The organism is Variovorax sp. V93 (assembly GCF_041154485.1).
GTDB lineage: Bacteria > Pseudomonadota > Gammaproteobacteria > Burkholderiales > Burkholderiaceae_C > Variovorax > Variovorax beijingensis_A.
This window is the reverse complement of the sequence record NZ_AP028669.1, coordinates 3,603,848-3,622,293: the sequence shown is the minus strand read 5'-3', so window position 1 is coordinate 3,622,293 and position 18,446 is coordinate 3,603,848. Positions and strand designations below refer to the sequence as shown.

Below are 18,446 nucleotides of genomic sequence, written 5' to 3'. Positions count from 1 at the left end.
AGGCCTGCTGCAACATCCGTGCCGCACGGGCATTCCGCGCCGCCTACACTCCCGGGCATGCTCCTCCTGGGAATCGAATCATCCTGCGACGAAACCGGCGTGGCGCTGGTGGAAACGCATGGCGATGCACTGCCGGTGCTGCGTTCGCACGCGCTGCACAGCCAGATCGCCATGCACCAGGCCTATGGCGGCGTGGTGCCCGAACTGGCCAGCCGCGACCACATCCGCCGCGTGCTGCCGTTGACCGAGGCCGTGATGGCCGAAGCAGGCCGCTCGCTGGCCGAGATCGACGTGGTCGCCTACACGCGCGGGCCGGGCCTGGCCGGGGCCTTGCTGGTGGGCGCCGGCGTGGCCTGCGCGCTGGGCGCGGCGCTGGGCAAGCCGGTGCTCGGGGTGCATCACCTCGAGGGGCACCTGCTGTCGCCGTTCCTGAGCGCCGATCCGCCGGAATTCCCGTTCGTGGCGTTGCTGGTGTCGGGCGGCCATACGCAGCTGATGCGGGTCGACGGCGTGGGCCGCTACGAGCTTCTGGGCGAAACCATCGACGATGCGGCCGGCGAGGCCTTCGACAAAAGCGCCAAGCTCATGGGCCTGCCTTATCCAGGCGGCCCCTGGCTGGCCAAGCTGGCCGAGGCGGGCGACCCCACGGCGTTCAAGCTGCCGCGGCCGCTGCTGCACAGCGGCGACCTCGATTTTTCGTTCGCGGGCCTGAAAACGGCGGTGCTGACGCAGGCCAAGAAGCTCGGCGCTGAACTCGAAGCGAACAAGGCCGACCTGGCCGCGTCCACGCAGGCGGCGATCGTCGAGGTGCTGCTGAAGAAATCGCTGGCCGCGCTCGGGCAGACGGGCCTCAAGCGGCTGGTGGTGGCCGGCGGCGTGGGCGCGAACCGCAGCCTGCGGGAGCAGCTGAACGCCGCCTGCGCCAGGCGCGGCGTGCGCGTGCACTATCCGGAACTGCACCTGTGCACCGACAACGGCGCCATGATTGCGATGGCGGCCGCCATGCGGCTGCAGTCTGGCCTGGCCCAGGCGAGCGAGCGCTATGCCTTCGACGTCAAGCCGCGATGGCCCATGGCTTCGCTGATGGCGCCATCCGAGACGCCGCGGCCGGTGCCCGCGTAGCCGCCGACGGGCGCGAGCGGCCGAGCGACGGCAGCGGCAGCACGTCGAGCACATTGCGCCAGAGCTGGCGCCATTGCGGCCAGTCGTGGCCGCCCTCGGTGGTGAAGACGCGACCTTCGGGCAGGGCGTCCGCCAGCAGCTTGTGGTTGCTGGCAAATCGGTCGCTGAGGCCGAAGCCGAGGTAAAGCTGGGGCAGGCTCTGCGACTTCTGCGGCTCCAGGTACTGCTGGAACCAGGGCCAGAGTTTGCGGTCGACTTCCTCGTCGGGCAGGGGGCCAGCCGGCGCCTGCCAGGTGCGCAGGCCGCCGGCCTTGAGGATCTCGGCGCCCAGCACGCGGCGCCCCAGGTAGGGCGCCAGCGCGACAATGCCGTCGACCGAGCCCGGCCGCGACAGCTCGTGGATCAGCGCGCCGAAGCCGCCAATGGAAATGCCGACCAGCCAGATCGACTTGTAGCCCCTGGCGCGCTGCGGCTCGATGACGTCCGCATGCAGGCGCTCGCTGAGCGTCTGGTCGTAGTAGTAGGAAACATCGGCATCCACCAGCAGCGAGTCGGCCGCCAGGTGGCGCTCGCGCACGGCGCTGATGAAGCCCTCGCGCTCGAACTCGTCAGGTTTCAGGTAGGCGCCCGGAAGGAAGACCAGGAGCGTATCGGACCGTTCATCGTCTTTGGCTGACTTGAGGTGCGTGATCATGGCGTGCCTTGAGGGGCACCCGAATCCGCACCGTCATGGATTCGGTGCGTCTGTCGAAACGCCCACGAAGAAAGAAAATGTGAAAACGTCACATGATGTGACGTTATTCGCTGTCGTATTGTGATTAGGGAGCGTCTTCAAAGTCAAAAACAATAGATAACGACACTTTCCTCTTGTGGGCTTTGCAGGCTCAGTTGATCTGCAGCTGCGAAACCTGGCTGACCGGCACCCGCTTGCCCAGCTTCAGCGTGAGCACGCCATTCTCGAGCTTGGCTTCGCTCGAGGACACGTCGATGTCCAGCGGCAATTCGTAGGCCGCCTTGAACTGGCGCTTGGCTTCTGCCTTGCTGTCGATGCGGACCACGGCGCCTTCGATGCCGATGGCGAGGTCTTCGCGCGAGAGGCCCGGCACGTCGACGGAAAGCGTCCAGCTCTTGTCGTCCTGCTCGACGAGCGGCGAGGGGCGCGTGCCGGCGAAGGCCTCGTTGACGAAGCGCTCGAAGGCGCGGTCGTACGAACGGGGTGCAAAGCGGGCGGTGCGAAGGGTGGGTGCGAAAAACATGTGAGAACTCCTGAATGAACACAATGGGGACAAGGAATGTGTGTCCCTTACACTGCGCGGCCATTCCATCCTGAGTGCCGCTTGTCACCTCATCTAGGCACAGCCGCACTCGTTTCAAGACAATGAATCCTCCCTTTATTTGGCGTCGCAAGGCCTTGAAATTTGCGGCGCTGGCGCTATGCGCGGCGCCCTTCGCAGCACAGGCGCAGACAGCGCCCGCGCCGATCCGCCTCGCGCTGATCGAAAGCATGAGCGGGCCGTTCGCCAACACCGGCGAGGCGGTGTTCCGCAACCTGCTGTGGGCCGTGGAGCGCGTGAATGCGCGCGGCGGCATCAAGCTGCCCGGCGGCGCGCGGCCGCTGCAGCTCGACCGCTACGACAGCAAGGGGCAGAACGAGGAGGCGCTGTCGGCGCTTCGCGCGGCCATCGACGACGGCGCGCGCATCGTGCTGCAGGGCAACTCGTCGGCCACTGCCGCGGCGCTGATCGATGCCATCGAGAAGAACAACGAGCGCGACCCCGCGCGGCGCGTGATCTTCCTCAACTACGCGGCGGTCGACCCGGCGCTGACCAACGAGCGCTGCAGCTTCTGGCACTTCCGCTTCGACGCGCATGCCGACATGCGCGTGGCGGCGCTGATGCAAGTGGTGAAGGACGACGCGGCCATCAAGCGCGCCTACCTGATCGGGCAGGACTACAGCTTCGGCCAGGCGGTGCTGCGCGAATCGAAACGCCAGCTTGGCGTGCAGCGGCCCGACATCGAGATCGTCGGGGAAGAACTCCATCCGATGGGCAAGGTGAAGGACTTCGCGCCCTACGCCAGCAAGATCATTGCGAGCGGTGCGCAGGCGGTGTTCACCGGCAACTGGGGCAACGACCTCACGCTGCTCGTGAAGGCTGCGCGCGAGGCCGGCTTCAACGGCAGCTTCTATACCTTCTACGGCAACGCGCTCGGCGCGCCGGCAGCCATCGGCGACGCCGGCATCGGCCGCGTGATCGCGGTGGCCGACTGGCTGCCCAATGTGCAGACTGCGCAGTCCGAGGCCTTCTACCGCGCCTTCCGCGCGCGCTTTCCCAAGCCCGCCGACGACTATGTGCACATGCGCATGCAACTGCTCGTGGAGTCGCTCGCGCAATCGATCGCGCGCGCGGGCAGCGTCGACGCAGTGGCCGTGGCGCGCGCGCTCGAGCAGGCCGACGTGAGCCTCTACGGGCAGCGCGGCCGCATGCGCGCGGCGGACCACCAGTTCCAGCAGCAGCTGGTGGTTGGCGCGATGGACAAGCAGGGCAGTCCGGGCGTGCAGTTCGATGTCGAGGGTTCGGGCTACGGCTTTCGCGTGGTCAAGACCATCGCCCCCGAGCGCGCCGAGCTGCCGACCACCTGCAAGATGAAACGAATCTAGGAAACCAAGACATGCGTGAAGCCATCCACAACCTCGAAGCCTCCAAGATCCGCGAGGTGGCCAATGCCGGGCTCGGCCGCGACGACGTGCTCGCGTTCTGGTTCGGCGAAAGCGACGAGGTCACGCCCGAAGTGATCCGCCAGGCGGCCATCGATTCGCTGCAGCGCGGCGAAACCTTCTATGCGCACAACCTCGGCCTGCCCGAACTGCGCGATGCCATTGCGCGCTACACCAGCGCGCTGCATCCCGCGGTCGATGCGTCGCGCATCGCCGTCACTTCCGGCGGCGTCAGCGCGCTGATGCTGGCGGTGCAGGCGCTGGTCGATGCGGGCGACGAGGTGGTCGCGGTCACGCCCGTGTGGCCCAACCTCACGGCGCAGCCCGCGATCCTCGGCGCCCACGTGCGCACGGTGCCGCTGGTGCCCGCCGATGGCCAATGGACGCTCGACCTGGCCGCGCTGCGCAAGGCGGTCACGCCAGGGACCCGGCTGCTGATCGTCAACGCGCCCAACAACCCGACCGGCTGGACCATGACGCGCGAAGAGCAGCAGGCCGTGCTCGACCACTGCCGCGAAACCGGCACCTGGATCCTGGCCGACGAGGTGTACGAGCGGCTGTACTTCGAGCCCACCCCGAACGGCTGCGCGCCGAGCTTCCTCGATATTTCCAGGCCCGACGACCGGCTGGTGGTGACGCACAGCTTCTCGAAGAGCTTCCTCATGACCGGCTGGCGCCTGGGCTGGCTCGTGCTGCCGCCCGCGCTGGTCGACGGCATCGGCAAGCTGATCGAATTCAACACCTCCTGCGCCAGCGTCTTCACGCAGCGCGCCGCCGTCGCCGCCATCGCGCACACCGCGCAGATCACGCCCCGCGTGGTGGCCCACCTGAAGCAGTGCCGCGACACCCTCGTGCCCCTGCTGGCCGCACTGCCCGGCGTGCAGGTGGCCCCCGCCAAGGGCGGCATGTACGCCTTCTTCCGCCTCGAAGGCTTCGGCGACTCCCTCGACCTCGCCAAGCGCCTGGTCGTCGAGGCCGGCCTCGGCCTGGCCCCCGGCAATGCCTTCGCCCCCGAGGCCCAGGGCTGGCTGCGCTGGTGCTTTGCCTCCAAGGATCCCCAGCGCCTTGTCCAGGGCGTCGAGCGCCTCAAGACCTGGCTCGCCGCTCAGAAATAGCGAGGCCGAAGGCGAGCCCTCCGTTCCAGGGATGCCGCGGAACCGGCCCCGCCGGGCCGCAGGCGTCGCCCCCGGTAGGGGGAGGGAGGAGCGACACGAAGTGTCGCGGAGCCTGGGGGCGAGCTATAATTCCATGGCTTTGCATACGCAAGGCGCACGGTGAGGGCAGTTCCAGCGCTCACCGCAAGTCAAACATCCCGGAACAAAGGAAATTCAATGATCGCAGCCTCCATCAAGGCCGAAGTCGTCAAGGACAACGCCCGCGCCGCCAACGACACCGGCAGCCCCGAAGTGCAAGTTGCACTGCTGACCGCCCGTATCAACGAGCTCACCCCCCACTTCAAGACGCACGCCAAGGACCACCACGGCCGTCGCGGCCTGCTGCGCATGGTGAGCCGCCGCCGCAAGCTCCTGGACTACCTCAAGTCCAAGGATGCCGACCGCTACACCGCGCTGATCGCCAAGCTGGGTCTGCGCAAGTAAATCGAATCGCATGAAAAAACGCCTGGGTTAGTCCGCTAGCTCAGGCGTTTTTTACTTCGCGATCCACTTTCGGAGTGCCAAAACAGAGCGAAGCTGTGTCATTCCAATGAAGTTCCCGCCGAGCTTCGCTGGAATGGCATCGTGTTCTGAGAAGCCTCCGTCCCTGCGGAACCTGCGCCCAATGCAGGTCATCCGCTCTCAAAACAGGAGCAAAACATGAGCCTCTTCAACAAAGTCACCAAGTCCTTCCAATGGGGCGACAAGACCGTCGTCATGGAAACGGGTGAAATCGCCCGCCAGGCCAGCGGCGCCGTGGTGGTCGACATCGACGGCACCGTGATCCTCGCGACCGTGGTGGCCTCCAAGACCGCCAAGCCGGGCCAGGACTTCTTCCCGCTGACCGTCGACTACATCGAGAAGACCTACGCCGCAGGCAAGATCCCCGGCAGCTTCTTCAAGCGCGAAGCCAAGCCCAGCGAACACGAAACCCTGACCAGCCGCCTGATCGACCGTCCGATCCGCCCGCTGTTCCCCGAAGGCTTCCTGAACGAAGTGCACGTGGTCATCCACACGCTGTCGCTCAACCCCGAAGTCGACGCCGACATCGCCGCCATGATCGGCGTGAGCGCTGCGCTGTCGATCTCCGGCATTCCGTTCAGCGGCCCGATCGGCGCCGCCCGCGTGGGCTACATCAACGGCCAGTACGTGCTGAATCCGGGCCAGACCGCCCGCAAGGATTCGCAGATGGACCTCGTCGTGGCCGGCACCGAAGCCGCCGTGCTGATGGTCGAATCCGAAGCCCTGCAGCTCAGCGAAGAAATCATGCTGGGCGGCGTGGTGTTCGGCCACGAGCAGGCCAACATCGCGATCAACGCGATCCATGAACTCGTGCGCGACGCCGGCAAGCCGGTGTGGGACTGGCAGGCACCGGCCGAAGACGAAGCCTTCGTCGCCAAGGTCAAGAGCCTGGCCGAGGAAAAGCTGCGCGCCGTGTATCAAATCCGCAGCAAGCAGGCCCGCACGCAGGCCCTGCGCGAAGCCAACGCCAGTGTGATGAACGCGCTGAAGGAAAGCGGCGAACCCTTCGACGCCGGCAAGGTCAACGACCTGCTGTTCTCGATCGAAGCCAAGATCGTGCGCAGCCAGATCCTCTCGGGCGAACCCCGCATCGACGGCCGCGACACGCGCACCGTGCGCCCCATCGAGATCCGCAATTCCGTGCTGCCGCGCACCCACGGCTCGGCGCTGTTCACGCGTGGCGAGACCCAGGGCCTGGTCGTGACCACGCTCGGCACCGAGCGCGACGCGCAGCGCATCGACGCGCTGGCCGGCGAGTACGAAGACCGCTTCCTGTTCCACTACAACATGCCTCCCTTCGCCACCGGCGAAGTGGGCCGCATGGGCTCGACCAAGCGCCGCGAAATCGGCCACGGCCGTCTCGCCAAGCGCGCGCTCGTCGCCGTGCTGCCGACCAAGGAAGAATTCCCCTACACCATCCGCGTGGTGTCGGAAATCACCGAATCCAACGGCTCCTCGTCGATGGCCTCGGTGTGCGGCGGCTGCCTCTCGATGATGGACGCCGGCGTGCCGATGAAGGCCCACGTGGCCGGCATCGCCATGGGCCTGATCAAGGAAGACAACCGCTTCGCGGTGTTGACCGACATCCTGGGCGACGAAGATCACCTGGGCGACATGGACTTCAAGGTGGCCGGCACGACCAACGGCATCACCGCGCTGCAGATGGACATCAAGATCCAGGGCATCACCAAGGAAATCATGCAGGTCGCACTGGCCCAGGCCAAGGAGGCGCGCATGCACATCCTCGGCAAGATGCAGGAAGCCATGGGCGAGGCCAAGACCGAGGTGTCGCAGTTCGCACCGCGCCTGACCACGCTGAAGATCAACCCCGAGAAGATCCGCGACGTGATCGGCAAGGGCGGCGCCGTCATCCGCGGCCTGCAGGAAGAAACCGGCACGACGATCAACATCGACGAAGACGGCACCATCACCATCGCCTCGACCGACCCTGAAAAGGCCGAGTTCGCCAAGAAGCGCATCGAGCAGATCACGGCCGAAGTCGAAATCGGCAAGGTCTACGAAGGCCCGGTCACCAAGATCCTGGACTTCGGCGCGCTCATCAACCTGCTGCCCGGCAAGGACGGCTTGCTGCACATCAGCCAGATCGCGCATGAACGCGTCGAGAAGGTGACCGACTATCTGAGCGAAGGCCAGATCGTCAAGGTCAAGGTGCTCGAGACCGACGAAAAGGGCCGCGTCAAGCTGTCCATGAAGGCCCTGACCGAGCGTCCGGCCGGCATGGAATACAGCGAGCGCCCGCCCCGTGAAGACCGTGGCGACCGCGGCGGCGAGCGCCGCGAGCGCTCGGACCGTGGCGGTGATCGCGGTGGCGATCGCGGCGAGCGTGCTCCGCGCTTCAACAACGAGCAGCAGCCGCCGCGCAACGAGCAGCCGCAGGCGCCCGTCGGCGAGTACGCACCGCGCGAATCGCAAGAGTAAGAAAGAAGGCGCGACGGCAGCCATGCCGTTGCCAATCCTTTTTTGATTCGCTAACCGCGCCCTGAAACGGGCGCTGCAGGCCAAAGACCATGAAAGCCATTGAAATCACTTCGTACGGCGCCCCCGAGGTGCTGCGCGCCGTGGAGCGCCCCGATCCGGTGGCCGGCGTGGGCGAACTGCTGATCCGCGTCGCGGCCAGCGGCGTGAACCGTCCGGACGTGCTGCAGCGCAAGGGGCACTACCCGGTTCCGCCCGGCGCCTCCGACCTGCCGGGCCTTGAGGTGGCCGGAGAGATTGTGTCGGGCGACGCCGCGGCGCTGGCCGAGGCGGGGTTCAAGATCGGCGACCGCGTCTGTGCGCTGATCGCGGGCGGCGGCTATGCCCAGCTGTGCGTGGCCCCCGTGGCGCAATGCCTGCCGGTGCCCAAGGGTTGGAGCGACATCGAGGCGGCCTCGCTGCCCGAGACCTTCTTCACCGTCTGGAGCAACGTGTTCGAGCGCGGCCGCCTGCAAAAGGGCGAAACCCTGCTGATCCAGGGCGGAACGAGCGGCATCGGCGTGACGGCCATCCAGATCGCCAAGGCGCTGGGCGCCACCGTGATCGCCACGGCCGGCAGCGACGACAAGTGCGAAGCCTGCAAAAAGCTGGGCGCCGACCACGCCATCAACTACCGCACGAGCGACTTCGCCGAAGAAGCGAAGAAGCTCACCGGCGGCAAGGGCGTGGACGTGGTGCTGGACATGGTCGCGGGCGACTACGTGGCGCGCGAGATCGAGTGCATGGCCGAAGACGGCCGGCTCGTGATCATCGCGGTGCAGGGCGGCGTCAAGAGCGACTTCAACGCGGGCCTGGTGCTGCGCAAGCGGCTGGTGATCACCGGCTCCACGCTGCGTCCGCGGCCGGTGGCCTTCAAGGGTGCCATTGCCAAGGCGCTGCGCGAGAAGGTCTGGCCGCTGCTCGAAAGCGGCGCGGTCAAGCCCGTGATCCACAGTACTTTCGCGGCCGATGGCGAACCCAGCGGAGCGGCGCAGGCGCATGCGCTGATGGAATCCAACCAGCACATCGGCAAGATCGTGCTGACATGGTGACGGACGACAACACGATGACCACGAAAAAGAAGCTGATCGCGGGCAACTGGAAGATGAACGGCGGCCTCGCTGCCAACGAGGCGCTGGTGAAGGCCCTGCAGCAGGGGCTGGCCGCGGCGCCGGCCGGCTGCGACATCGCGCTGTGCGCGCCGGCCCCGTATTTCGCGCAGCTGCAGTCGCTGCTGGCGGGCTCCACGGCCATGGCGCTGGGCGCACAGGACATCTCGGCGCATCCGCAAGGTGCGTTCACGGGTGAGCATTCGGCGGCCATGCTGAAGGATTTCGGCGTGCGCTATGCGATCGTCGGCCATTCGGAGCGCCGCCAATACCACGGCGAGACCGACGAGGCGGTGGCGGCCAAGACGGCGGCTGCGCTCGCGAACGGCATCACGCCGATCGTCTGCGTGGGCGAAACGCTGGCCGAGCGCGAAGCAGGGCGCACCGAAGAGGTCGTCAAGCGCCAACTGGCCGCGGTGATCCACGTCAATGGCCATTGCATCAGCGAGATCGTCGTGGCCTACGAGCCAGTCTGGGCCATCGGCACCGGCAAGACGGCGACGCCGGAACAGGCGCAGGCGGTGCATGCCGTGCTGCGCGCGCAGCTGCACCATGCCGCGAGCGAGCACGCCGCCGGCATCTGCATTCTTTATGGCGGCAGCATGAACGCGGCCAACGCCGCGCAGCTGCTGGCGCAGCCCGACATCGACGGCGGGCTGATCGGCGGCGCGTCGCTCAAGGCCCCCGACTTTTTGCAGATCATTTCCGCCGCTTCCCGCTGAACGCGGGCCGTGGCCGACATCAATTAGGAGTAAGAACGAATGAATGTGGTCCTCAATCTACTGGTCGGCGTGCAGATGCTGTCGGCCCTTGCAATGATCGGGCTGATCCTGATCCAGCACGGCAAGGGTGCCGACATGGGCGCGGCCTTCGGCAGCGGCAGCGCGGGCAGCCTGTTCGGTGCGAGCGGCAGCGCGAATTTCCTTTCGCGCACCACGGCAGTGCTGGCGGCGGTCTTCTTTGCCTGCACCTTGCTGCTGGCCTACTTCAGCCACGCACGGCCGGTGGGCGGCGGCAGCCTGCTGGAGCGCGCGGCTGTCGGTACGCCGGCAACACCCGCTTCGGGCGCGGCAGGGCAGATTCCGGGCGGCACCTCGGGCGCAGCGCCTGCCGGTGCGCCTGCTTCGGCGCCTGCCGCACCCGTTTCGGGCGCGGGCCAGATCCCGAACAAATAATCAAGTTGTTTTCATGAAGCTGTCGGTGAGAAACTGCTTCATTTCAGGGTAAACTCTAAAGCTGTTCGGAAAGCCAAACACCTTTCCAGGTACCTCATGCCATCCGAACAAAAAACCGCGGTCGTGGTGAAATTGGTAGACACGCTATCTTGAGGGGGTAGTGGCGAAAGCTGTGCGAGTTCGAGTCTCGCCGACCGCACCAAATCTCACCGGCAGAAAACCTCATCCAGAGTGTTTTCCTGCCGGTGGCAAGCGGTGAAAAATCTCCCGATGAACCTCGATTCCTATCTCCCCGTCCTCTTGTTCATTTTGGTCGGTGTCGGTGTAGGTGTCGCACCGCAAGTCATCGGCTACATCCTGGGTCCCAACCGGCCCGACGCAGCGAAGAATGCTCCCTACGAGTGTGGCTTCGAGGCCTTCGAGGATGCGCGCATGAAATTCGACGTGCGCTATTACCTCGTTGCCATTCTCTTCATCTTGTTCGATCTCGAGATTGCCTTTCTCTTTCCATGGGCGATTGCGCTCAAGGAAATCGGCGCCGTCGGCTTCTGGGCCATGATGATCTTTCTCGCCATCCTCGTCGTGGGCTTCGCCTACGAGTGGAAAAAAGGCGCGCTCGACTGGGAATGACAAGGAATCGACAAAATGGCCATTGAAGGCGTCATGAAGGAAGGCTTCGTCACCACCACCTACGACTCGGTGGTGAACTGGGCGAAGACCGGATCACTTTGGCCGATGACTTTCGGTCTGGCCTGCTGTGCCGTCGAAATGATGCACGCAGGCGCAGCCCGCTACGACATCGACCGTTTCGGCATGCTGTTCCGGCCCAGCCCGCGCCAGTCCGATCTGATGATCGTGGCCGGCACGCTGTGCAACAAGATGGCGCCGGCGCTGCGCAAGGTCTACGACCAGATGCCGGAGCCGCGCTGGGTTCTTTCCATGGGCTCCTGCGCCAACGGCGGCGGCTACTACCACTACAGCTATTCGGTGGTGCGCGGCTGCGACCGCATTGTGCCGGTGGATGTCTACGTGCCGGGTTGCCCGCCCACCGCCGAAGCGCTGCTTTACGGCGTGATCCAGCTGCAGCAGAAGATTCGCCGCACCAACACCATTGCGCGCGCCTGAGGGATTGCCGACGATGACTGATTTTGCAATTTCGCCGGAGGTGCTGCGCGCCACCATTGCCGAGACCCTGGGCGCCAAGGCCAGGAGCGTCACGGTTGCGCTCGGCGAGGTGACCGTGGTGGTCGGTGCTGCCGACTACATCGAAGCCGCCATGCTGCTGCGCGATGCGCCCGGCTGCCGCTTCGAGCAGCTGATCGACCTCTGCGGCATGGACTACTCCGACTACCGCGAAGGCGAGTGGCAGGGCGAGCGCTATGGCGTCGTCACGCACCTGCTGTCGGTGAGTCTCAACCAGCGCGTGCGCCTCAAGGTATTTGCGCCGAACGAAGACCTGCCCGTGGTCGATTCGCTCCAGCCCGTCTGGAATGCCGCCACCTGGTTCGAGCGCGAAGCCTTCGACCTCTACGGCATCGTGTTCGAAGGCCACGACGACCTGCGCCGCATCCTGACCGACTACGGCTTCATTGGCCATCCGTTCCGCAAGGACTTCCCGGTGTCGGGCCATGTCGAAATGCGCTACGACGAAGAGCAGAAGCGCGTGGTCTACCAGCCGGTATCGATCGAGCCGCGGGAAATTACCCCGCGCGTGATTCGCGAAGACAACTACGGCAGCGGGTTGCATTGATATGGCCGAAATCAAGAACTACACACTCAACTTCGGTCCCCAGCATCCTGCGGCCCACGGCGTGCTGCGCCTGGTGCTCGAGCTCGACGGCGAAGTGATCCAGCGCGCCGATCCGCACATCGGCCTCCTGCACCGTGCGACCGAGAAGCTTGCCGAATCGCGCACCTTCATCCAGTCGCTGCCCTACATGGACCGTCTCGACTACGTGTCGATGATGTCCAACGAGCACGCCTACTGCCTGGCCATCGAGCGGATGCTGGGCCTGGACGTGCCGATTCGCGCGCAGTACATCCGCGTGATGTTCGCCGAGATCACCCGGCTGCTGAACCACCTGCTGTGGCTCGGCGCGCACGGTCTCGACTGCGGCGCGATGAACATGCTCATCTACTGCTTCCGCGAGCGTGAGGACCTGTTCGACATGTACGAAGCCGTGTCGGGCGCGCGCATGCATGCGGCCTACTTCCGTCCGGGCGGCGTCTACCGCGACCTGCCCGATGCGATGCCGCAGTACAAGGTCAGCAAGATCAAGAACGCAAAGGCGATCGAGAAGCTCAACGAGAACCGCCAGGGCTCGCTGCTCGACTTCATCGACGATTTCTGCAAGCGCTTCCCCGGCATGGTCGACGAGTACGAGACGCTGCTCACCGACAACCGCATCTGGAAGCAGCGCACCGTGGGTATCGGCGTGGTGACGCCGGAGCGCGCGCTGAACCTCGGCTTCACCGGCCCCATGCTGCGCGGCTCGGGCGTCGAATGGGACCTGCGCAAGAAGCAGCCCTACGACGTCTACGACCAGATGCAGTTCGACGTGCCGGTCGGCAAGACGGGCGACTGCTACGACCGCTACCTCGTGCGCGTGGAAGAAATGCGCCAGGCCAACAAGATCATCCAGCAGTGCTCGGCCTGGCTGCGTGCCAACCCCGGCCCGGTGATCACCGACAACCACAAGGTCGCCGCACCCGCGCGCGAATCGATGAAGGCGAACATGGAGGAGCTGATCCACCATTTCAAGCTCTTCACCGAAGGCTTCCACGTGCCCGAAGGCGAGGCCTATGCCGCCGTCGAGCACCCGAAGGGCGAGTTCGGCATCTACCTGGTGAGCGACGGCGCCAACAAGCCGTACCGCCTGAAGATCCGCGCGCCCGGCTTCCCGCACCTCGCCGCCCTCGACGAAATGTCGCGCGGCCACATGATCGCCGACGCTGTCGCGGTGATCGGCACGATGGACATCGTGTTCGGCGAAATCGACAGGTGAGAAAGAGCGAATGACGACTTCCTCGACCCACCATGACACGGCGCCCTCGGCGCCTTCTGCTCCTCTGAAGCCTGCGATTCTCGAGCGCTTTGCGCGCGAAGTCGCCAAGTACCCTGAAGCCGGCAAGCAGTCGGCCGTGATGGCCTGCCTGGCCATCGTGCAGCAGGACGAAGGCTTCATCAGCATGCAGCGCGAGCGCGAGATCGCCGAGTACCTCGGCATGGCGCCCATCGCCGTGCACGAGGTCACGACCTTCTACAACATGTACAACCAGCATCCGGTGGGCAAGTTCAAGCTCAACGTGTGCACCAACCTGCCGTGCCAGCTGCGCGACGGCGTCACCGCGCTGGTCCACCTCGAGAAGAAGCTCGGCATCAAGATGGGCGAAACCACGGCCGACGGCATGTTCACGCTGCAGCAGAGCGAATGCCTGGGCGCCTGCGCCGATTCGCCCGTGATGCTGGTCAACGACCGCACCATGTGCAGCTTCATGAGCAACGAGAAGCTCGACCAGCTCATCGATGGCCTGCGCGGCTCCACCAAAGGGGAGGCTGCCTGATGTCGCCCGAACAAGTGCTCCAGCAATTCCAGGCCACGGGCGTCCAGACCTGTTTCCATGGCCGCCACATCGAGCCGCAGATCTATGCCGGCCTCGACGGCACCAACTGGCGCCTGGCCGACTACGAGGCGCGCGGCGGCTACAAGGCGCTGCGCAAGATCCTCACCGAGGGCCTCACGCCCGACCAGGTGATCGCCGAAGTCAAGGCCTCGGGCCTGCGCGGCCGCGGCGGCGCAGGCTTCCCCACGGGCCTGAAGTGGAGCTTCATGCCGCGCCAGTTCCCGGGCCAGAAGTACCTCGTCTGCAATTCGGACGAAGGCGAGCCGGGCACCTGCAAGGACCGCGACATCCTGCAGTTCAATCCGCACATCGTGATCGAAGGCATGGCCATCGCCGCGTATGCGATGGGTATCAGCGTGGGCTACAACTACATCCACGGCGAGATCTTCCAGAGCTACGACCGCTTCGAGGAAGCGCTCGAAGAGGCGCGCGCCGCCGGCTACCTCGGCGACAAGATCATGGGCAGCACGTACAACTTCCAGTTGCATGCCGCCCACGGCTTCGGCGCCTACATCTGCGGCGAGGAAACCGCGCTGCTCGAATCGCTGGAAGGCAAGAAGGGCCAGCCGCGCTTCAAGCCACCGTTCCCGGCGAGCTTCGGCCTGTACGGCAAGCCGACCACCATCAACAACACCGAGACCTTCGCGGCGGTGCCCTGGATCATCAACAACGGCGGCCAGGCCTACCTCGAATGCGGCAAGCCGAACAACGGCGGCACCAAGATCTATTCGGTGAGCGGCGACGTCGAGCTGCCCGGCAACTACGAAGTGCCGATGGGCACGCCGTTCTCCAAGCTGCTCGAGCTGTGCGGTGGCGTTCGCAAGGGCCGCACGCTCAAGGCCGTGATCCCCGGCGGATCGTCGTCGCCGGTGCTGCCGGCTTCGATCATGATGGAATGCACGATGGACTACGACTCCATCGCCAAGGCCGGCTCCATGCTGGGCTCGGGCGCGGTGATCGTGATGGACGACAGCCGCTCGATGGTCGAGTCGCTGCGGCGCCTCTCGTACTTCTACATGCACGAGTCCTGCGGCCAGTGCACGCCGTGCCGCGAAGGCACGGGCTGGCTGTACCGCGTGGTGGACCGCATCCACAACGGGCAGGGCAGGGCGACCGACATGGACCTGCTCAACTCCGTGGCAGACAACATCCAGGGCCGCACCATCTGCGCCCTCGGCGACGCGGCGGCCATGCCGGTGCGCGCCATGATCAAGCACTTCCGTCACGAGTTCGAGGCCCTGATTCCGGGCTACGTCCCGAAAGCGCCCGTCAAGGCCTGAGCGCGAGAAGAAACATACTCATGATCGAAATCGAACTCGACGGCAAGAAGGTCGAAGTGACCGAAGGCAGCATGGTGATGCATGCGGCCGACAAGGCGGGCACCTACATCCCGCACTTCTGCTATCACAAGAAGCTCAGCATCGCGGCCAACTGCCGCATGTGCCTGGTCGACGTGGAAAAGGCGCCCAAGCCGATGCCGGCCTGCGCCACGCCCGTCACGCAGGGCATGATCGTTCGCACCAAGAGCGAAAAGGCCATCAAGGCGCAGCAGTCGGTCATGGAGTTCCTCCTGATCAACCACCCGCTCGATTGCCCGATCTGCGACCAGGGCGGCGAGTGCCAGCTGCAGGACCTGGCCGTGGGCTACGGCGGTTCTTCTTCGCGCTACGAAGAAGAAAAGCGCGTCGTCTTCCACAAGGACGTCGGTCCGCTGATCAGCATGGAAGAAATGAGCCGCTGCATCCATTGCACGCGCTGCGTCCGATTTGGCCAGGAAGTGGCCGGCGTGATGGAGCTCGGCATGACCCAGCGCGGCGAGCACTCCGAAATCGAAACCTTCCTCGGCGACTCGGTCGACTCCGAACTGTCGGGCAACATGATCGACATCTGCCCGGTCGGCGCGCTCACGAGCAAGCCGTTCCGCTACAGCGCCCGCACCTGGGAGCTGTCGCGCCGCAAGTCGGTGAGCCCGCACGACTCCACCGGCGCCAACCTGATCGTCCAGGTCAAGAACAACCGCGTGATGCGCGTGGTGCCGCTCGAGAACGAAGACGTCAACGAGTGCTGGATCGCCGACCGCGACCGCTTCTCGTACGAAGCGCTCAACGGCCCGGAACGCCTCACGCAGCCCATGCTCAAGCAGGGCGGCCAGTGGCACCAGGTCGACTGGCAGACCGCGCTCGAATACGTGGCCAACGGCCTCAAGCAGATCAAGGCCGACCACGGTGCGCAAAGCATCGGTACGCTGGTGAGCCCGCACAGCACGCTCGAAGAGCTGCAGCTGGCCGCCATGCTCACGCGTGAACTCGGCAGCGACAACATCGACTACCGCCTGCGCAATGCCGAATTCACGGCCTTCGAAGGCGTGCGCTGGCTCGGCACCTCGATCGCATCGCTCACGCAATTGCAGCGCGCGCTGGTCGTCGGTTCGAACCTGCGCAAGGACCATCCGCTGTTCGCGCAGCGCATCCGCCAGGCCGTGCGCAAGGGCGCCGCGCTGTCGGTGATCACCTCGGCCGGCCTGATGGCCGACCGCGACGCCTGGGCCATCAGCGTGGCGCAATCGACCATCGCCGAAGCCGACCAATGGGTCGAGGCGCTGGCCGCCGTGGCCGCTGCCATCGGCAAGACCAACGGTGCGGCTGCACCGCTGGCACCGAAGAACGAACCCGATGCCGCCGCGCAAGCCATTGCCGCCTCGCTGCTGAGCGGCGAGCGCAAGGCCATCCTGCTCGGCAACGCCGCCGCCCACCATGCGCAAGCGAGCAGCCTGCTGGCCCTCGCCAACTGGATCGGCGCGCAGACCGGCGCCACCGTCGGCTACCTGACCGAAGCCGCCAACACCGTGGGCGCGCAGCTCGTCGGCGCGTTCCCGAAGAACGGCGGCCTCGATGCCGGCCGCATGCTGGCCGCGGGCTCGGGCCTCAAGGCCGTGCTGCTGCTCAACAACGAACCGGTGTTCGACTCGGCTGCGGGCGCCGCAGCCGCCGACGTCATCGGCAATGCACAGATGGTCGTCACGCTGAGCCCCTTCAAGGCCAACCTCGAGTTCAGCGACGTGCTGCTGCCGATCGCGCCGTTCACCGAAACGCCGGGCACCTTCGTCAATGCCGAAGGCCGCGTGCAGGGTTTCCATGCCGTCGTGAAGCCGCAAGGCGAAACGCGTCCGGCCTGGAAGGTGCTGCGCGTGCTGGCCAACCTGCTCGGCCTGCCGGGCTTCGCATTCGAATCGACGGCTGACGTGCTGCGCACTATCGGCGACAACGGCGCCGTGCCTGCCAACGCGCTGAACAACGCCACCGCGGCCAAGGCCGTCGCTTCCAGCGGCGCCGCTCCCGCTCCCGTGGTCGCGAGCATCTATCAACTCGACTCGATCGTGCGCCGCGCACCGTCGCTGCAACTCACCGCCGATGCGCGCAACGCATCGGCTGCTCCGGCCCGTGCCGAGGAGGCATTGGCATGATCGACGCAGTGCATGCTTTCGGCCAGGGACTGGTCCACGCGGGCTGGTGGACGGGCCTGGCCTGGCCGGTGATCTGGACGCTGATCAAGATCATCGTGGTCGTGCTTCCGCTGATGGGGGCCGTGGCCTACCTCACGCTGTGGGAGCGCAAGGCGATCGGCTTCACGCAGATCCGCATCGGCCCGAACCGCATCGGGCCGCTGGGCCTGCTGCAGCCCATCGCCGACGCGCTCAAGCTGATGACCAAGGAAATCATTCTTCCGACGGTCGCCAACAAGGGCCTGTTCCTGCTGGGCCCGATCATGACCATCATGCCGGCGCTCGTCGCATGGGCTGTGATTCCCTTCGGTCCGGACGTGGCGCTGGCCAACATCAACGCCGGCCTGCTGTTCGTGATGGCCATCACCTCGCTCGAGGTCTACGGCGTGATCATCGCGGGCTGGGCTTCGAACTCGAAGTACGCCTTCCTGGGCGCGCTGCGCGCCTCGGCACAGATGGTGAGCTACGAGATTGCGATGGGCTTCTGCTTCGTCGTGGTGCTGATGGTCTCGGCCAGCCTGAACATGACCGACATCGTGACAGGGCAGGGCAAGGGCACCTTCGCATCGATGGGCATCGGCTTCCTGTCGTGGAACTGGCTGTCGCTGCTGCCGATCTTCGTCGTCTACTTCATCTCGGGCCTGGCGGAAACCAACCGCCACCCCTTCGACGTGGTCGAAGGCGAGTCCGAGATCGTTGCGGGCCACATGATCGAGTACTCGGGCATGAGCTTCGCGATGTTCTTCCTGGCCGAGTACGCCAACATGTGGCTGGTCTCGATCCTGTGCACCGTGCTGTTCCTCGGCGGATGGCTGCCGCCGTTCGAGTTCCTGAGCTTCATCCCGGGCTGGATCTGGCTCGGTGCCAAGACCTTCTGCGTGGTCACCATGTTCCTGTGGGTCCGATCCACCTTCCCGCGCTTCCGCTATGACCAGATCATGCGGCTCGGCTGGAAGATCTTCATCCCGGTCACGCTCGTGTGGCTGGTCGTGGTCGGTGCCTGGATGCAGACCCCGTTCAACATCTGGAAATAACTGGAAGCGCCAA

The 18,446-nt window shown here is 65.6% G+C and carries 18 protein-coding genes and 1 tRNA gene; 17 read left to right on the top strand and 2 right to left on the bottom strand.

What is annotated here, in order from left to right; all coding sequences use genetic code 11:
* Window positions 1-57: 57 nt before the first annotated feature.
* Window positions 58-1,122: a tRNA (adenosine(37)-N6)-threonylcarbamoyltransferase complex transferase subunit TsaD gene (gene tsaD / locus ACAM54_RS17175; RefSeq protein ID WP_369648355.1), complete on the top strand. Its 1,065-nt coding sequence runs from the start codon at window positions 58-60 to the stop codon at window positions 1,120-1,122.
* Here tsaD and ACAM54_RS17170 read toward each other — a convergent pair.
* The gene (locus tag ACAM54_RS17170; protein ID WP_145747546.1) at window positions 1,055-1,816 is read right to left on the bottom strand and encodes an alpha/beta hydrolase-fold protein; all 762 of its coding nucleotides are present in this window, start codon (window positions 1,814-1,816) and stop codon (window positions 1,055-1,057) included. The genes tsaD and ACAM54_RS17170 overlap by 68 nt on opposite strands.
* A 190-nt stretch (window positions 1,817-2,006) precedes the next feature.
* Entirely contained in the window at window positions 2,007-2,378 is a 372-nt protein-coding gene (locus tag ACAM54_RS17165) for an Hsp20/alpha crystallin family protein (protein ID WP_145747547.1), read from the bottom strand.
* 122 nt (window positions 2,379-2,500) lie between these two features.
* Between ACAM54_RS17165 and ACAM54_RS17160 the strand changes: the two genes are divergently transcribed.
* From ACAM54_RS17160 to nuoH, 16 genes are all read left to right on the top strand, one after another.
* The gene (locus ACAM54_RS17160) at window positions 2,501-3,781 is read left to right on the top strand and encodes a branched-chain amino acid ABC transporter substrate-binding protein (RefSeq protein WP_369648354.1); all 1,281 of its coding nucleotides are present in this window, start codon (window positions 2,501-2,503) and stop codon (window positions 3,779-3,781) included.
* An 11-nt stretch (window positions 3,782-3,792) separates the two neighbouring features.
* Window positions 3,793-4,953, top strand: coding sequence for a pyridoxal phosphate-dependent aminotransferase (locus tag ACAM54_RS17155; RefSeq protein WP_369648353.1), 1,161 nt, complete (start codon window positions 3,793-3,795; stop codon window positions 4,951-4,953).
* A gap of 216 nt (window positions 4,954-5,169) precedes the next feature.
* Window positions 5,170-5,436, top strand: a complete 267-nt coding sequence (gene rpsO / locus ACAM54_RS17150; protein ID WP_007837783.1) for a 30S ribosomal protein S15 — start codon at window positions 5,170-5,172, stop codon at window positions 5,434-5,436.
* A gap of 216 nt (window positions 5,437-5,652) precedes the next feature.
* Window positions 5,653-7,953, top strand: coding sequence for a polyribonucleotide nucleotidyltransferase (gene pnp, locus ACAM54_RS17145; protein ID WP_369648352.1), 2,301 nt, complete (start codon window positions 5,653-5,655; stop codon window positions 7,951-7,953).
* A gap of 89 nt (window positions 7,954-8,042) precedes the next feature.
* Window positions 8,043-9,041, top strand: coding sequence for an NAD(P)H-quinone oxidoreductase (locus tag ACAM54_RS17140; RefSeq protein ID WP_369648351.1), 999 nt, complete (start codon window positions 8,043-8,045; stop codon window positions 9,039-9,041).
* Window positions 9,035-9,820: a triose-phosphate isomerase gene (tpiA, locus tag ACAM54_RS17135; RefSeq protein WP_145747552.1), complete on the top strand. Its 786-nt coding sequence runs from the start codon at window positions 9,035-9,037 to the stop codon at window positions 9,818-9,820. The genes ACAM54_RS17140 and tpiA overlap by 7 nt, the downstream gene beginning before the upstream one ends.
* A 39-nt stretch (window positions 9,821-9,859) precedes the next feature.
* Entirely contained in the window at window positions 9,860-10,273 is a 414-nt protein-coding gene (gene secG / locus ACAM54_RS17130) for a preprotein translocase subunit SecG (protein ID WP_145747553.1), read from the top strand.
* Between the two features lie 117 nt (window positions 10,274-10,390).
* Window positions 10,391-10,475, top strand: a tRNA-Leu gene (locus tag ACAM54_RS17125).
* A 68-nt stretch (window positions 10,476-10,543) separates the two neighbouring features.
* Window positions 10,544-10,903: an NADH-quinone oxidoreductase subunit A gene (locus tag ACAM54_RS17120; protein ID WP_012748607.1), complete on the top strand. Its 360-nt coding sequence runs from the start codon at window positions 10,544-10,546 to the stop codon at window positions 10,901-10,903.
* A 15-nt stretch (window positions 10,904-10,918) separates the two neighbouring features.
* The gene (locus ACAM54_RS17115; RefSeq protein WP_012748606.1) at window positions 10,919-11,398 is read left to right on the top strand and encodes an NADH-quinone oxidoreductase subunit B family protein; all 480 of its coding nucleotides are present in this window, start codon (window positions 10,919-10,921) and stop codon (window positions 11,396-11,398) included.
* 13 nt (window positions 11,399-11,411) lie between these two features.
* The gene (locus tag ACAM54_RS17110; protein ID WP_145747554.1) at window positions 11,412-12,023 is read left to right on the top strand and encodes an NADH-quinone oxidoreductase subunit C; all 612 of its coding nucleotides are present in this window, start codon (window positions 11,412-11,414) and stop codon (window positions 12,021-12,023) included.
* A gap of 1 nt (window position 12,024) precedes the next feature.
* Window positions 12,025-13,278, top strand: a complete 1,254-nt coding sequence (locus ACAM54_RS17105) for an NADH-quinone oxidoreductase subunit D (protein ID WP_369648350.1) — start codon at window positions 12,025-12,027, stop codon at window positions 13,276-13,278.
* 10 nt (window positions 13,279-13,288) lie between these two features.
* The gene (gene nuoE / locus ACAM54_RS17100; protein WP_225613275.1) at window positions 13,289-13,837 is read left to right on the top strand and encodes an NADH-quinone oxidoreductase subunit NuoE; all 549 of its coding nucleotides are present in this window, start codon (window positions 13,289-13,291) and stop codon (window positions 13,835-13,837) included.
* A complete protein-coding gene (nuoF, locus tag ACAM54_RS17095; RefSeq protein WP_369648349.1) occupies window positions 13,837-15,177 on the top strand; it encodes an NADH-quinone oxidoreductase subunit NuoF in 1,341 nt (446 codons plus the stop codon). Before nuoE ends, nuoF begins: the two co-directional genes overlap by 1 nt.
* A 20-nt stretch (window positions 15,178-15,197) precedes the next feature.
* Entirely contained in the window at window positions 15,198-17,360 is a 2,163-nt protein-coding gene (gene nuoG / locus ACAM54_RS17090; protein WP_369648348.1) for an NADH-quinone oxidoreductase subunit NuoG, read from the top strand.
* On the top strand, window positions 17,357-18,433 hold the full coding sequence (gene nuoH / locus ACAM54_RS17085; protein ID WP_192327726.1) for an NADH-quinone oxidoreductase subunit NuoH: 1,077 nt from the start codon (window positions 17,357-17,359) through the stop codon (window positions 18,431-18,433). Before nuoG ends, nuoH begins: the two co-directional genes overlap by 4 nt.
* The last annotated feature ends 13 nt before the right edge of the window (window positions 18,434-18,446 follow it).

What these genes read in the sequence shown, in the direction of transcription:
- tsaD (WP_369648355.1), top strand. Translation starts at nt 58, where the DNA reads ATGCTCCTCCTGGGAATCGAATCATCCTGCGACGAAACCGGCGTGGCG.
- ACAM54_RS17170 (WP_145747546.1), bottom strand. Translation starts at nt 1,816, where the DNA reads ATGATCACGCACCTCAAGTCAGCCAAAGACGATGAACGGTCCGATACG.
- ACAM54_RS17165 (WP_145747547.1), bottom strand. Translation starts at nt 2,378, where the DNA reads ATGTTTTTCGCACCCACCCTTCGCACCGCCCGCTTTGCACCCCGTTCG.
- ACAM54_RS17160 (WP_369648354.1), top strand. Translation starts at nt 2,501, where the DNA reads ATGAATCCTCCCTTTATTTGGCGTCGCAAGGCCTTGAAATTTGCGGCG.
- ACAM54_RS17155 (WP_369648353.1), top strand. Translation starts at nt 3,793, where the DNA reads ATGCGTGAAGCCATCCACAACCTCGAAGCCTCCAAGATCCGCGAGGTG.
- rpsO (WP_007837783.1), top strand. Translation starts at nt 5,170, where the DNA reads ATGATCGCAGCCTCCATCAAGGCCGAAGTCGTCAAGGACAACGCCCGC.
- pnp (WP_369648352.1), top strand. Translation starts at nt 5,653, where the DNA reads ATGAGCCTCTTCAACAAAGTCACCAAGTCCTTCCAATGGGGCGACAAG.
- ACAM54_RS17140 (WP_369648351.1), top strand. Translation starts at nt 8,043, where the DNA reads ATGAAAGCCATTGAAATCACTTCGTACGGCGCCCCCGAGGTGCTGCGC.
- tpiA (WP_145747552.1), top strand. Translation starts at nt 9,035, where the DNA reads ATGGTGACGGACGACAACACGATGACCACGAAAAAGAAGCTGATCGCG.
- secG (WP_145747553.1), top strand. Translation starts at nt 9,860, where the DNA reads ATGAATGTGGTCCTCAATCTACTGGTCGGCGTGCAGATGCTGTCGGCC.
- ACAM54_RS17120 (WP_012748607.1), top strand. Translation starts at nt 10,544, where the DNA reads ATGAACCTCGATTCCTATCTCCCCGTCCTCTTGTTCATTTTGGTCGGT.
- ACAM54_RS17115 (WP_012748606.1), top strand. Translation starts at nt 10,919, where the DNA reads ATGGCCATTGAAGGCGTCATGAAGGAAGGCTTCGTCACCACCACCTAC.
- ACAM54_RS17110 (WP_145747554.1), top strand. Translation starts at nt 11,412, where the DNA reads ATGACTGATTTTGCAATTTCGCCGGAGGTGCTGCGCGCCACCATTGCC.
- ACAM54_RS17105 (WP_369648350.1), top strand. Translation starts at nt 12,025, where the DNA reads ATGGCCGAAATCAAGAACTACACACTCAACTTCGGTCCCCAGCATCCT.
- nuoE (WP_225613275.1), top strand. Translation starts at nt 13,289, where the DNA reads ATGACGACTTCCTCGACCCACCATGACACGGCGCCCTCGGCGCCTTCT.
- nuoF (WP_369648349.1), top strand. Translation starts at nt 13,837, where the DNA reads ATGTCGCCCGAACAAGTGCTCCAGCAATTCCAGGCCACGGGCGTCCAG.
- nuoG (WP_369648348.1), top strand. Translation starts at nt 15,198, where the DNA reads ATGATCGAAATCGAACTCGACGGCAAGAAGGTCGAAGTGACCGAAGGC.
- nuoH (WP_192327726.1), top strand. Translation starts at nt 17,357, where the DNA reads ATGATCGACGCAGTGCATGCTTTCGGCCAGGGACTGGTCCACGCGGGC.